The organism is Streptomyces sp. NPDC046985 (assembly GCF_040644415.1).
Lineage (GTDB): Bacteria > Actinomycetota > Actinomycetes > Streptomycetales > Streptomycetaceae > Streptomyces.
The window spans coordinates 1-12,526 of sequence record NZ_JBEYWK010000026.1 but is presented as its reverse complement, the minus strand read 5'-3'; the positions used below and the strand labels follow the sequence as shown (position 1 = coordinate 12,526).

Here is a 12,526-nt window from a genome sequence, read left to right as displayed (position 1 = left end):
GACATGAGCGGAGACGGCCAGGCGGCAAGCCACTGGTTCGACGACGAAGCCGGTCCGGTGGTCCGTCCGTATGCCATGACGAGGGGCCGCACCAGCCATGCGGCCCAGCACCGCCTCGACCTGATCGCGCTGGTCGTCGCGGAGTACCGCGTGGAGGACCCGGACCACGCGCTGTCGCCGGAGCACGTGGACATCGTCGACCTGTGCCGCGACGCCCCGCAGTCGGTCGCCGAACTCGCCGCCGAACTCGATCTTCCGGTCGGCGTGGTGCGCGTGCTGATCGGTGACCTCGTGGACGAGGAATACGTCCACGTGAGCCGTCCGGTGCCGCCCGCGGAACTGCCCGACGAGAGTATTCTGCGCGATGTGATCAACGGCCTGCGGGCGCTGTGAACGGCGCGGAAGCGGGGTGACGGCATGACCGGCCGGCAGTTCTGGGCCGACCGCGGCAACGCCGTCACCGACCTCGTCCCGCCGCCCGACCCCTGTCGAGCAGGAGAGGAAAGCGATGATCTTCGGGCGCTCTGAGCGCGGCAAGCCCCCGGTCGAGCCCGTCACGCTCAAGATCCTGGTGGCCGGCGGCTTCGGCGTGGGCAAGACGACCCTCGTCGGCGCGGTCAGCGAGATCAGGCCGCTGCGCACGGAGGAGGTGCTCACCGAGGCGGGCCGCCCGGTCGACGACCTCAGCGGGGTGGAGGCCAAGGGCACCACCACCGTGGCCATGGACTTCGGCCGCATCACGCTGCGCGAGGACCTGGTGCTGTACCTCTTCGGGACGCCCGGCCAGGAGCGCTTCTGGTTCATGTGGGACGAGTTGTCCGAGGGCTCGCTCGGCGCCGTGGTGCTGGCCGACACCCGCCGCCTCGAGGACTGCTTCGCCGCCGTCGACTACTTCGAGCGCCGCTCCATACCGTTCCTGGTCGGCGTCAACTGCTTCGAGGGCGCCGTCCGGTACCCGGAGGAGACGATCCGCCAGGCCCTCGACCTCGACGCCGGGACGCCCGTCGTGCTGTGCGACGCACGCGACCGGGAGTCGGTCAAGGAGGTCCTCATCGGAGTCGTCCGGCACGCGATGGCGCACACCGCGAGCCGCCGCCGCGCCCTCACCAACTGACCCGCACTCGCGCCCCCACCCGCGCCCGGCGGACGAGGCGGCAACCGCCCGCGGCACCGTGCCCGCACCGGCGACCGATGCTCAGCGCCCATGCCCGACGCTCAGCGCCCGCGCCCACCGCTGAGCGCCCGTGCCCGCCGACCGCGTTCGCCCGACGCCCGCCCCCGGACGGCGCACGGCCCGCGCCCCGCCGACCGGGGCACGGGCCGCGTCCAGGGGCTGCGGAGCCGTCCGCAGCCGGGCGCCCGCGCTCACTCGTCGCCGTCCTCCATCCAGCCGAAGCTCTTCTCCACGGCCCGCCGCCAGCGACGGAACTCGCGGTCCCGCACGGCGGCTTCCATGGACGGAGTCCACTCGGCGTCCGTCTTCCAGTGCGACCTCAGCTCCTCCAGGTCGCTCCACACCCCGGTGGCGAGCCCGGCCGCGTACGCGGCGCCCAGGCAGGTAGTCTCCGAGATCCGGGGCCGGATCACCGGGACGTCCAGCACGTCCGCCTGGTGCTGCATGAGCAGGTCGTTCTTCGTCATGCCGCCGTCCACCTTCAGCGTGGTCAGCTTTACGCCGGAGTCCTGGTACATGGCGTCCACGACCTCGCGCGTCTGCCAGCTCGTCGCCTCCAGCACCGCCCGCGCGAGGTGCGCCTTGGTGACGTACCGGGTCAGCCCGGTGACCACGCCCCGCGCGTCCGCACGCCAGTAGGGCGCGAACAGACCGGAGAACGCGGGCACGATGTAGGCGCCGCCGTTGTCCTCCACGCTCGCCGCCAACGACTCGATCTCGTCCGCGTGGCGGATGATGCCGAGCTGGTCCCGGAACCACTGCACCAGCGCGCCCGTGATCGCGATGGCCCCCTCCAGGCAGTACACGGGCGCCTCGCCGCCGATCTGGTAGCCCATGGTGGTGAGCAGCCCGGACTTCGACGGCACGGGCCGGTCGCCGGTGTTCAGCAGCAGGAAGCTCCCGGTGCCGTAGGTGTTCTTGGCGTCGCCGACGTCGTAGCAGGCCTGGCCGAACACGGCCGCCTGCTGGTCGCCCAGGGACGAGGCCACCGGCACGCCCCTGAGCTGCCCCACGGCCGTCCCGTACACCTCGGAGGAGGACTTGATCTCGGGCAGGATCGCCTCCGGGATGCCCATGGCGGACAGGATGGCCTCGTCCCACTGGAGGGTCAGCAGGTTCATCAGCATGGTGCGGCTGGCGTTGGTCACGTCGGTGACGTGCCGCCCGCCGTCGACGCCGCCGGTGAGGTTCCAGATCAGCCAGGAGTCGATCGTGCCGAAGGCGATCTCCCCGCGTTCGGCGCGGTCGCGCAGGCCGGGCACGTTGTCCAGCAGCCAGGCGGCCTTCGGGCCGGCGAAGTAGCTGGCGAGCGGCAGACCGGTCTGCTCACGGAACCGGTCCGGCCCGGCTGCGCCGCCCAGCTCGTCGCACAGGGCCGCCGTGCGGGTGTCCTGCCAGACGATCGCGTTGTGCACGGGCTTGCCGGTGGCGCGGTCCCACAGGACGGTGGTCTCGCGCTGATTGGTGATCCCCAGCGCGCTGAGCTGCTCGGCGCGCAGTCCCGCCTTGGCCAGCGCTCCCGCGACCACCGCCTGCACCTTGGACCAGATCTCGATGGCGTCGTGCTCCACCCAGCCCGGCTTGGGAAAGATCTGCCGGTGCTCCCGCTGGTCGACGGCGACGATGGAGCCGCTGCGGTCGAAGACGATGCAGCGGCTGGAGGTGGTGCCCTGGTCGATTGCGGCCACGTACTTCTCGGCCTTGCGGGCCTTCACGGCGTTGTCCGTCATGGCTACCCCTTGGTCACGAGGGTCCTCTGGCTGCCTGGTGGCCGGCGCCCGCGAACGCTCCTCCGCTCCGCGGAGTCGGCGCCCGGCCCGGCCGCGGACCGCTGGATCACGTAGCCGCGTCTCCAGGGGCGGAGAAGAGGCGGAGGACCGAGGGGCCGCGGCAGCCCTTCTGTCCTCACTGCTATCAGTTTGTCCCTCACGCGCGGGAACCTGCTCGGCAGGAGCGACGGACGCCGCCCCCGCCGGGGGAGAGGCCGTCCGCGAGCGGGCGTACGAGCGCGGGCGGGCCCCACGGCACCGCAGGCCGGAAGCGCCGGGCCGGGAGCCGACCTCGACTGACCGACACGGGAAGTGTTCACCCGCGCACACAGAGCGTCAAGGCAGCCGACAGTAAGGGCAGCGGCGACGGCGGCGATAGCTCCTACGGCGGCGGCCACGGCGCTGACCCGGCAGGGCGCACGCGCGGGCCGCGGCGCCGACCACCCGGCAGAGCAGGCGCGCGCCTCACGGACCTCGCCCGGCACGGCAGGCGCGCGAGCGGCCGACGCAGGCGGAGACCCAGGCTGCCGGTGACCGTGTCGCGATCGGATACAGTCCGCGCGTGTCCGAAAACCAGCACCCGCCTGTCAACTCCGCTCCGAACTCGCACTGTTCGGCCTGCGGAGCCTCGTACGGAGAGGGCGTCTCCGGCTGGCCCCGCACCTGCCCCGCCTGCGGGACCACGGCCTACCGCAACCCGCTGCCGGTCGCGGTGGCCCTCCAGCCGGTGTACGACACCCGGGGCGCCGCCCTGATCGTGATCACCCGCACTGTCGCTCCCGCGCGCGGGGGCACGGCTCTGCCCGGCGGCTACGTCGACGACCGGGAGGACTGGCGGCACGCCGTCGTCCGCGAACTCGGCGAGGAGACCGGCATCGAGGCGGCGGCGCGCGACGTGCGCCTCGCCGACGCCATGAGCTCCCCGGACGGTCACCTGCTGCTCTTCGGGCTCCTGCCGGAACGCCCGGCCGGGCAACTGCCGCCGTCCGCCGCCACGGACGAGACCGAGGGCTGGCGCCTGCTCCGCCGGGCCGAGGAACTCGCTTTCCCGCTGCACACCCTGGCCGTACGCGCCTGGTTCGAGGGCCGGTACTGAACAGGGCCGGTGTCCCCGAAGGACGCTGGTGTACCTGAAGGGCGCCGGTCTTCCAAAAAGGGGGAGGGCCGCCGTCTCCCTGCCTCAACGCTCGTCGGGCCCGCCGAGCCCGCGCACCCGGACCGGACGGGACGGCCCACCCGCCCCGGCCGCACCGTCGGTGCCCTCTCGGTCCACGACCACCCGGCCGCCCGCCCAGCGCACCGCGTAACGCTCGAACTCCGGTTCGTCCCAGCCGTCGCCCGCGTCCGGCGCCACCAGCCCGCCGCCGGTGCGCCCCGGGGCCGGCGCCCAGGCCTCCAGCTCCAGCCCGCCTCCGTCGCCCCGCACGGGTATCAGGGCGCCCGCGCGCGCGAGCAGCGGAATCCGCCCCAGGGGGGCGTCCACCCGCACCGGCCCCGGCCCCTCGTACGCCCGCTCCGTCGCCGTGTCGTACCAGCGCCCCGGCGGCAGCCGCACCGTGCGGCCGTCCGCGCCCGGGTGGAGCACCGGGGCCACCAGCAGACCGTCGCCGAGCAGGAAGGCGTCCTCGCAGTCCCGCAGGGCACGGTCCTCCGGCGCGCCCCACCACAGCGGGCGCGCGTACGGCGCCCCCGTCTGCCGCGCCAGACGCGCCAGCGTCACGAAGTACGGCAGCAGCCGCCGCCGCTCCATCAGCGTCCCGCGCGCGTGCCGGAGCACGTCCGGCCCGAACTCCCACGGCTCCCGGCACCCCTCCGGCCCGTCCGTCCGGGTGCGGAACAGAGGCAGATAGGCGCTCATCTGCAACCAGCGCAGATACAGCTCGGGCGAGGCGCTCGCGTCCGGCTGGCTGACGTCCGGACCCGTGTAGGGCACCCCGCACAGACCCAGCCCCAGCACCAGCGACAGCGACGCCCGCAGCCCCGGCCAGTCCGGCGCCACGTCCCCCGACCAGGCGCCGCCGTAGCGCTGCGTGCCCGCCCAGCCGGAGCGGGAGAGCACGAACGGCCGCTCACCGGGGGCCAGGGCGCGCAGCCCCTCGTACCCGGCGCGGGCCATGCACAGGGCGTACACGTTGTGCGCCTCGCGGTGGTCGCCGCCGCGACCCTCCAGGGCGTGCCGGGCCGACCGGGGCAGCGTCGGCTCGCCGAAGGCGGCGAAGGAGGTCGGCGCGTCCATGGCGTGCCAGACCCCCGCGAACCCCTGGTCCAGCCGCTCCTCGTGCAGAGCGCCCCACCACGCGCGCACGCGCGGGTCCGTGAAGTCGGGGAAGACCGTCTCCCCGGGCCATCCCACCCCCCGGACGACCTCGCCCGATGCGTCGCGCACGAAGACGTCCCGCGCCGCTCCCTCGTCGCGCACCGCGCCGCCCGGCGCGGCCCGCACCCCTGGGCCGATCACCGACACCAGGCGTATCCCGTCCCGGCGCAGTTCCTCGGCCAGCACCGGGAGCTTCGGGAAGCGGTCCTGGTCGACGGTGAACACCTGGTGCGCGTCTAGGTGCTCGACGTCCAGATGCACCGCGTCGAGGGGCAGATCGTGCTCCTGGTAGCCCGCCACGGTCCGCCGCACCTCCTGCTCGACGCCGAAGCGCCGGCGCGCGTGGTGGTGTCCGAGCGCCCAGGCGGGCGGCAGCGCCGCCGCCCCGGTGAGCGAGGCCCAGACGTGCGCCACCCGCGCGGGAGTGCCGACGACCACCCAGCAGCGCAGCGGGCCGCCGTCCATCCGCAGTTCGCTCACCCCGGCCCGGTCATGGCCCGACCCGGCGCCCTCCTCGCCCTCGCGCAGCATGACCGCGCCGTCCCCGGAGTTGTCGTGGAACGCCAGATGCGTGCCCGCGTCGGCCACCGCCCACTGCACCGGCATGGTCAGGTGCGGCGGGTCGTCACCCGGTGCGAAGGGCCGGCCGGGATCGGTGTTCCACAGCCGGTAGACGCCGTCGCGCAGCCGGACTCCCGCGGCTCGCCCGCCGAGCCCGTAGAACCTCGCGTCGGGCGCCACCTCCGAGCGCTGCATCCAGCGTCCCGGGCCCCCGCCGACCGGTTCCCACCACCGCGGCGGCAGATCGCGGCGCAGGGGCACGCCCCCGGGCGTGCGCACCTCGACCGCGCCCTGCCGGGACACGGCGACGGTGACCCGCTCGGCCACGACGCGCCAGCCGCCGTCCTTGTCCGGCTCCAGCACCGCGCGCGGGTCCGGGTCCGGACACCGGCCGGCCAGCGCGTACGAAGGCTCGGGCGCCGCGCCGTCCCAGCCCCAGAAGACCGCGCCGTTGACCGCGACCAGGACGCGCAGCTCCGACCGGCTGAACCGGACGATCCCGCCGCCCGGCTCCGGCGCCGCGTCCTGGACCGCGCCGGGCGTCCGCGCCCGCTCGGCCCCCCGCCGCGGCAGGTCCCTGGCGTCGGCGCGCCGCGTGCGCCAGGCGGCCCGTACGGTCCGCAGTCCCTGCGCCGCCCCCGCGGAGCCGACCGCCTTCACCGCACGCACCAGGTCACGACCGTCCATGCTGTTCACCCTGCCACTGACGGCGCCGCCCGCGCCCGTCGTTCAACTGCCGTTCACCGAGTGCCGGACCACACTTTCCCGACCCGGACTGTGTGGGCTCCGCCCTGGTGCTGAAGTCGATCACGTGGCATCGTCGCTGTCAGCCGCGTCACGCGCACACCCCAGCCCGTGCGCGGTCCGACGCACACGACGCGCACAGTCCGGGAGCCGCCCCCATGCCGACCGCGAACCCTCTGCCGCTCTGGCAGCCCGACCCGCAGCGCATCGCGCGGGCCCGGATCACCGCCTTCCAGGCATGGGCGGCCGAGCACTGCGGAGCACCGTCCGGGGGCGGGTACGCCGCCCTGCACCGCTGGTCCGTCGACGAGCCGGAGGCCTTCTGGACGGCCGTCACGCAGTGGTTCGACGTACGGTTCGACACGCCCCCCGCACAAGTGCTCGGCGACCGCACGATGCCGGGCGCGCGCTGGTTCCCCGGGGCGACCCTGAACTACGCCGAACACGCCCTGCGCGCGGCCGCCGCCCGGCCGGACGACGCCGCGCTCCTGTACGTCGACGAGAGCTGCGAACCGCGTCCCGTCACCTGGGCCGAGCTGCGCCGCCAGGTGGGCTCGCTCGCCGCCGAACTGCGCGCCCTGGGCGTGCGCCCGGGAGACCGCGTCAGCGGCTACCTGCCGAACATCCCGCAGGCCGTCGTCGCTCTCCTGGCCACGGCCGCCGTCGGCGCCGTCTGGACCTCCTGCGCGCCCGACTTCGGCGCCCGCAGCGTCCTGGACCGCTTCCAGCAGGTCGAACCCGTCGTCCTGTTCACCGTGGACGGCTACTGCTACGGCGGCAAGGAGCACGACCGCGCCGACGTCGTCGCCGAGCTGCGACGCGAGCTGCCCACCCTGCGGGCGGTCGTGCACATCCCGCTGCTCGGCGCCCCGGCCCCCGACGGCGCCCTCGAATGGGCGGCGCTCACGGCCGGGGACACCGAACCCGTCTTCGAGCAGGTGCCCTTCGAGCACCCGCTGTGGGTCCTGTACTCCTCCGGCACCACCGGCCTGCCCAAGGCCATCGTCCAGTCCCAGGGCGGCATCCTCGTCGAGCACCTCAAGCAGCTCGGCCTGCACTGCGACCTCGGCCCCGAGGACCGCTTCTTCTGGTACACCTCGACCGGCTGGATGATGTGGAACTTCCTCGTCTCCGGCCTGCTCACCGGCACGACGGTCATCCTGTACGACGGCAGCCCCGGCCACCCCGACACCGGGGCCCAGTGGCGGATCGCCGAACGCACCGGCGCCACCCTCTTCGGCACCTCCGCCGCCTACGTCATGGCCTGCCGCAAGGCCGGGGTCCACCCCGGCCGCGACTACGACCTCTCCCGCGTGCAGTGCGTCGCCACCACCGGCTCCCCGCTGCCCCCCGACGGATTCCGCTGGCTGCACGACGAGGTCCGCGACGACCTGTGGATCGCCTCCGTCAGCGGCGGCACCGACGTGTGCTCCTGCTTCGCGGGCGCCGTGCCGACGCTCCCCGTCCACATCGGCGAACTCCAGGCCCCCTGCCTGGGCACCGACCTCCAGTCCTGGGATCCGAGCGGCGCGCCGCTCATCGACGAGGTCGGCGAGCTGGTGGTCGCCAACCCGATGCCCTCGATGCCGATCCACTTCTGGAACGACCCCGACGGCAGTCGCTACCACGACAGTTACTTCGCCATGTATCCCGGCGTGTGGCGGCACGGCGACTGGATCACGCTCACCTCCCGCGGCTCGGTCGTCATCCACGGCCGCTCCGACTCCACGCTCAACCGCCAGGGCGTCCGCATGGGCTCCGCCGACATCTACGAAGCCGTCGAACGGCTCCCCGAGATCAAGGAATCCCTGGTCATCGGCATCGAGCAGTCCGATGGGGGCTACTGGATGCCGCTGTTCGTGCACCTCGCCCCCGGCGCCGTCCTGGACGACGCGCTCGTGCGCAAGATCAAGCAGACCATCCGCGAACAGCTCTCCCCGCGGCACATCCCCGACGAGATCATCCAGGTGCCGGGCATCCCGCACACCCTCACCGGCAAGCGCATCGAGGTCCCGGTCAAGCGCCTGCTCCAGGGCGCCCCGCTGGAACAGGCGGTCAACCCCGGCTCCGTCGACGACCTCGACCTGCTGCGCTTCTACGAGAACCTGGCCCGCGAGCGCGCCTGACCCCGAGGCCGGCCGCAGCCCAGCGGTCAGCCGCCGAAGCCGGCCCCGGACCCGCCGACGACCCAGGCGCGGTCCGAGGGCGGCCCCGTCCCGGCCGCCCCCCTTGCCTCGCCGCCCCGTTGTCAGTGCCCCCGGTTACTGTGAGTGAGCATTGACCGACTGTGCACACAGGGGGAGAACATGGCGCACACCGACCACCGGACCATGCGACGCGTCCTGCGCCGGGAGATCGTCGGCACCATCGGCCTGCTCGCCGACGAACACGACTTCCGCGCCATGCGGCGCTACCGGAGCTTCGCCTTCCACGACCACGCCGTCTACCTCCAACAGGTCGAGGCCCTCCTCAAGACCCTGGCCGCCCAAGGCAGCCACACCACCGTCGCCCTCTTCGACCCCGAGGAGTACGCGGCCTGGTGCGCCGGCGCCGGACTCGACCCCGACGCCTCCGCCAGCCGCGCCCGCTACACCGCGGAGCTGGCGACCACCGGCCCCGCCGTCCCCTACGACGGCAGGCCGCTCGCCGAACTCGTCCCCGACCTCGTCGACGAGGCCGCCCGCCAGGCCGCCTGGGAGTACGCCACCACACTCCTCGCCCGGCTCGGCCCCTGCGCCACCTGCGGCGAGGACATCGGCCGCGCCGCGTTCGCCCGCGCCGCCGACCTCGTCGCCCGCGTCCTCGACACGGCCCCACCGGGCGAACGGCACCTCGTGTGCAGCGTCACCACCGTGCCCCAGCCCCTCGTCGCCGCCCTGCACGCGGACGACGACCCACCCGAAGGCGACCGCGGCGCGCACTCCGGCCTCCCCGCCCCGGACACCGGCGTGACCCGGCTCGACGAGACCGAAGCGCTCGGATTCACCACCGTCCTCGCCCTCGGCATCGCCACCCGCAGCCCCGGCGGACTCGTCATGCGCACCACCGCGCCCGGCGCCCCGGACCGTGTCTACGGCTGGCGGCTGCGCGGTGACGGCCTGGAACCCCTCACCGCCGGCGAGGTCTTCGACGCCTACTGCACCGACATGGAATCCGGCGACCTGATCGGACCCGAGTCCGACGTCGACTACAGCACCCCGCCCGACCTCGGCGACGCCGGACCGACCCACGGACACCCGCACTGAAAACCGACCCACGGGCACGCGCACTGCCACACGCGAGGGGCGCCCCACCCACCGGTGGAGCGCCCCTCGCGAACCAGCCGACCGCCCGACCGGCCGTCACGCGCCCGACAGCACCGCCTGCGCCGCACCGCGCGCCTCGTCCGCGCTGTCCGCGGCCCGCGCCGCGGCGGCGGCCCGCTCGCACTGCGCCAGCGTGTGCTTGGCCAGTGTCGCCCGCACATAGGGAAGCGACGCCGCACCCATCGACAGAGAGGTGACCCCCAGACCCGTCAGCACACACGCCAGCAGCGGATCGGACGCCGCCTCACCGCAGACGCCGCAGCTCTTGCCCTCGGCCCTCGCCGCCTCGGCGGCCAGCGCGACCAGGTCGAGCAGCGCGGGCTGCCACGGGTCCTGGAGCCGGGACACCGCGCCCACCTGCCGGTCGGCCGCGAACGTGTACTGCGCCAGGTCATTGGTCCCCAGCGACAGGAACTCGACCTCCTGAAGCACCGAACGCGCCCGCAGCGCCGCCGACGGGATCTCGACCATCGCACCGAACTTCGCCCGCAGCCCCGCCGCACGGCACGCGTCGGCGAACGCCCTGGCGTCGGCCCGGTCCGCGACCATCGGCGCCATGACCTCCAGGTACACCGGCAAGCCCTCGGCCGCCTTGGCGAGCGCTGTGAGCTGTGTGCGCAGCACCTCCGGGTGATCGAGCAGGCTCCGCAGCCCCCGCACGCCCAGAGCCGGGTTCGGCTCGTCGGACGGTGTCAGGAAGCCGAGCGGCTTGTCCGCACCCGCGTCCAGCACCCGCACGACCACCCGGGCCTCCGGGAAGGCCTCCAGGACCTGCCGGTAAGCCGCGACCTGCCGCTCCTCGGACGGCGCGTTCTCAGCGTCGTCCAGGAACAGGAACTCGGTCCGGAACAGGCCCACGCCCTCGGCGCCGGCCTCCAGCGCGGCAGCCACGTCCGCGGGGCCGCCGATGTTCGCCAGCAGCGGCACCTTGTGACCGTCGGAGGTGGCCCCCGGACCCGTGGACCCGGCCAGCGCCGCCTTCCGCTCGGCCGCCGCGGCCTCCAGCTCGGCCCGCTTCTCGGCCGTGGGATTCACGAAGACCTCGCCGGTGCTCCCGTCCACGGCGACCACCGTGCTCTCGGCCAGCTCACCCGCGCCGGGCAGCGCCACGATCGCCGGCACGCCGAGCGCCCGCGCCAGAATCGCGCTGTGGCTGGTCGGCCCGCCCTCCTCGGTGACGAAGCCCAGCACCAGAGCCGGGTCGAGCAGCGCCGTGTCCGCCGGGGCCAGGTCCCGGGCGACCAGTACATAGGGCTCGTCGCTGTCCGGCACGCCCGGCATCGGCACGCCGAGCAGACGCGCGACGATGCGATTGCGCACGTCGTCGAGATCCGCCACCCGCCCCGCCAGATACTCGCCCGCACCGGCCAGCAGGTCCCGGTACGCCGCGAAGGCGTCGTACACCGCACGCTCGGCGGTGCTGCCCGCGACGATGCGCCGGTCCACGTCCGCGATCAGCTCCGGGTCCTGCGCCATCATGGCCTGCGCCTCGAGCACGGCCTGGGCCTCCCCGCCGGCGAGATGGCCGCGCGCCGTCAGATCGGCGGCCACCGCGTCCACGGCCTGGCGGGCCCGTCCCTGCTCGCGTTCGGCCTCCTCCGCGGATATCTGCTTGGCGGGCGGCTCCAGCACCGCCGTCCCCATGTGCCGAACCTCGCCGATCGCCACGCCGTGGCTCACACCGACGCCTCGCAGCGTTGTCTCCATGTCACCCGTCTCCGGTAGTGCGGCGGACCCGGCCGCCGCGGTGGTCGTTCTGTGCGCCGTGCTCAGAGCGGCGGAAGTGCTACTGCCAGCCGAAGAGGCTGTCGCCGGATTTCACGTCGCCGTCTTCGCGCAGCTCGGAGAGGGACTCGGCGGTGGCCTCCAGCGCCACGACCGGGCACACGGGGGACTTGCCGGCGGCCTCGACGGCGACGGGGTTCCAGCGCACCACGGCCTGGCCGCGCGTCACCGTGTCGCCCTTGCTCGCGAGCAGCTCGAAGCCTTCGCCGTTGAGCTGCACGGTGTCGATGCCGAGGTGGACGAGCACACCGTGGCCGTGGGCGTCGACGACGACGAAGGCGTGAGGATGCAGCGAGACGATGACGCCGTCCACGGGGGCGACCGCCTCGGAGGGCTCGCGCACCGGGTCGATGGCCGTGCCCGGTCCGACCATGGCGCCGGAGAACACCGGGTCCGGCACTGCCGCCAGTCCGATGGCGCGTCCGGCGATCGGGGACGTCACGGTGGTCATGGGAAGCCTCCCAGGAGTGGAGATGGGTGTGGGCCGTCGCTGCGTGTCCCGGACGGCGCGCTGCGCAGCAGCGCATGTCACGGTAAGCACCGGATCCGGGCGCGAGCTTACGACAGCTCACCCTAGTGGTCTAGACCACCGAGCCCGGAGGTTTGCATCAGCTCCGCAGTCCGTGTACTGTCGTTCTTCTGCTTGAGGCCGAACGGCGCGACTCAGCGTCTCGGCTCTGGCGGCATCCAACAAATCAGATCCTATCTCCGGATCACTTCCGCATGCCTGCGGGACGGTGGTCAGAGAGACCGGAAAAGCCTGATAGAGTTTGGATCACCGAAGGGAAGCGCCCGGAGGAAAGCCCGAGAGGGTGAGTACGAAGGAAGCGTCCGTTCCTTGAGAACTCAACAGCGTGCCAAAAGTCAACGC

General features: G+C 73.6%; 9 protein-coding genes. 5 read left to right on the top strand and 4 right to left on the bottom strand.

What is annotated here, in order from left to right; all coding sequences use genetic code 11:
• Positions 1 to 3 precede the first annotated feature (3 nt).
• A complete protein-coding gene (locus ABZ861_RS27990; RefSeq protein WP_361635608.1) occupies positions 4 to 393 on the top strand; it encodes a DUF742 domain-containing protein in 390 nt (129 codons plus the stop codon).
• 115 nt (positions 394 to 508) lie between these two features.
• Positions 509 to 1,114, top strand: a complete 606-nt coding sequence (locus ABZ861_RS27985) for an ATP/GTP-binding protein (RefSeq protein ID WP_361635605.1) — start codon at positions 509 to 511, stop codon at positions 1,112 to 1,114.
• A 251-nt stretch (positions 1,115 to 1,365) separates the two neighbouring features.
• On the opposite strand, the gene glpK is transcribed toward ABZ861_RS27985, so the two are convergent.
• Positions 1,366 to 2,904, bottom strand: a complete 1,539-nt coding sequence (gene glpK / locus ABZ861_RS27980) for a glycerol kinase GlpK (protein ID WP_361635602.1) — start codon at positions 2,902 to 2,904, stop codon at positions 1,366 to 1,368.
• Positions 2,905 to 3,505: 601 nt separating this feature from the next.
• On the opposite strand from glpK, the gene ABZ861_RS27975 reads away from it, so the two are divergent.
• Positions 3,506 to 4,039, top strand: a complete 534-nt coding sequence (locus tag ABZ861_RS27975; protein WP_361635599.1) for an NUDIX domain-containing protein — start codon at positions 3,506 to 3,508, stop codon at positions 4,037 to 4,039.
• A gap of 84 nt (positions 4,040 to 4,123) precedes the next feature.
• On the opposite strand, the gene ABZ861_RS27970 is transcribed toward ABZ861_RS27975, so the two are convergent.
• Entirely contained in the window at positions 4,124 to 6,508 is a 2,385-nt protein-coding gene (locus ABZ861_RS27970; RefSeq protein WP_361635596.1) for a TIM-barrel domain-containing protein, read from the bottom strand.
• Between the two features lie 215 nt (positions 6,509 to 6,723).
• Between ABZ861_RS27970 and ABZ861_RS27965 the strand changes: the two genes are divergently transcribed.
• Positions 6,724 to 8,691: an acetoacetate--CoA ligase gene (locus tag ABZ861_RS27965; RefSeq protein WP_361635593.1), complete on the top strand. Its 1,968-nt coding sequence runs from the start codon at positions 6,724 to 6,726 to the stop codon at positions 8,689 to 8,691.
• A 180-nt stretch (positions 8,692 to 8,871) separates the two neighbouring features.
• Positions 8,872 to 9,810, top strand: coding sequence for a hypothetical protein (locus ABZ861_RS27960; RefSeq protein WP_361635590.1), 939 nt, complete (start codon positions 8,872 to 8,874; stop codon positions 9,808 to 9,810).
• Positions 9,811 to 9,906: 96 nt separating this feature from the next.
• Here ABZ861_RS27960 and ptsP read toward each other — a convergent pair whose 3' ends face one another.
• The gene (ptsP, locus tag ABZ861_RS27955; protein WP_361635587.1) at positions 9,907 to 11,577 is read right to left on the bottom strand and encodes a phosphoenolpyruvate--protein phosphotransferase; all 1,671 of its coding nucleotides are present in this window, start codon (positions 11,575 to 11,577) and stop codon (positions 9,907 to 9,909) included.
• A 79-nt stretch (positions 11,578 to 11,656) separates the two neighbouring features.
• Complete coding sequence (locus ABZ861_RS27950; protein WP_361635585.1) at positions 11,657 to 12,106, bottom strand: PTS glucose transporter subunit IIA; 450 nt, start codon at positions 12,104 to 12,106, stop codon at positions 11,657 to 11,659.
• Positions 12,107 to 12,526: the final 420 nt, after the last annotated feature.

Excerpts from the sequence above, each read along its gene's own strand:
- ABZ861_RS27990 (WP_361635608.1), top strand. The coding sequence starts at position 4 with ATGAGCGGAGACGGCCAGGCGGCAAGCCACTGGTTCGACGACGAAGCC.
- glpK (WP_361635602.1), bottom strand. The coding sequence starts at position 2,904 with ATGACGGACAACGCCGTGAAGGCCCGCAAGGCCGAGAAGTACGTGGCC.
- ABZ861_RS27965 (WP_361635593.1), top strand. The coding sequence starts at position 6,724 with ATGCCGACCGCGAACCCTCTGCCGCTCTGGCAGCCCGACCCGCAGCGC.
- ptsP (WP_361635587.1), bottom strand. The coding sequence starts at position 11,577 with ATGGAGACAACGCTGCGAGGCGTCGGTGTGAGCCACGGCGTGGCGATC.
- ABZ861_RS27950 (WP_361635585.1), bottom strand. The coding sequence starts at position 12,106 with ATGACCACCGTGACGTCCCCGATCGCCGGACGCGCCATCGGACTGGCG.
- ABZ861_RS27985 (WP_361635605.1), top strand. The coding sequence starts at position 509 with ATGATCTTCGGGCGCTCTGAGCGCGGCAAGCCCCCGGTCGAGCCCGTC.
- ABZ861_RS27960 (WP_361635590.1), top strand. The coding sequence starts at position 8,872 with ATGGCGCACACCGACCACCGGACCATGCGACGCGTCCTGCGCCGGGAG.
- ABZ861_RS27970 (WP_361635596.1), bottom strand. The coding sequence starts at position 6,508 with ATGGACGGTCGTGACCTGGTGCGTGCGGTGAAGGCGGTCGGCTCCGCG.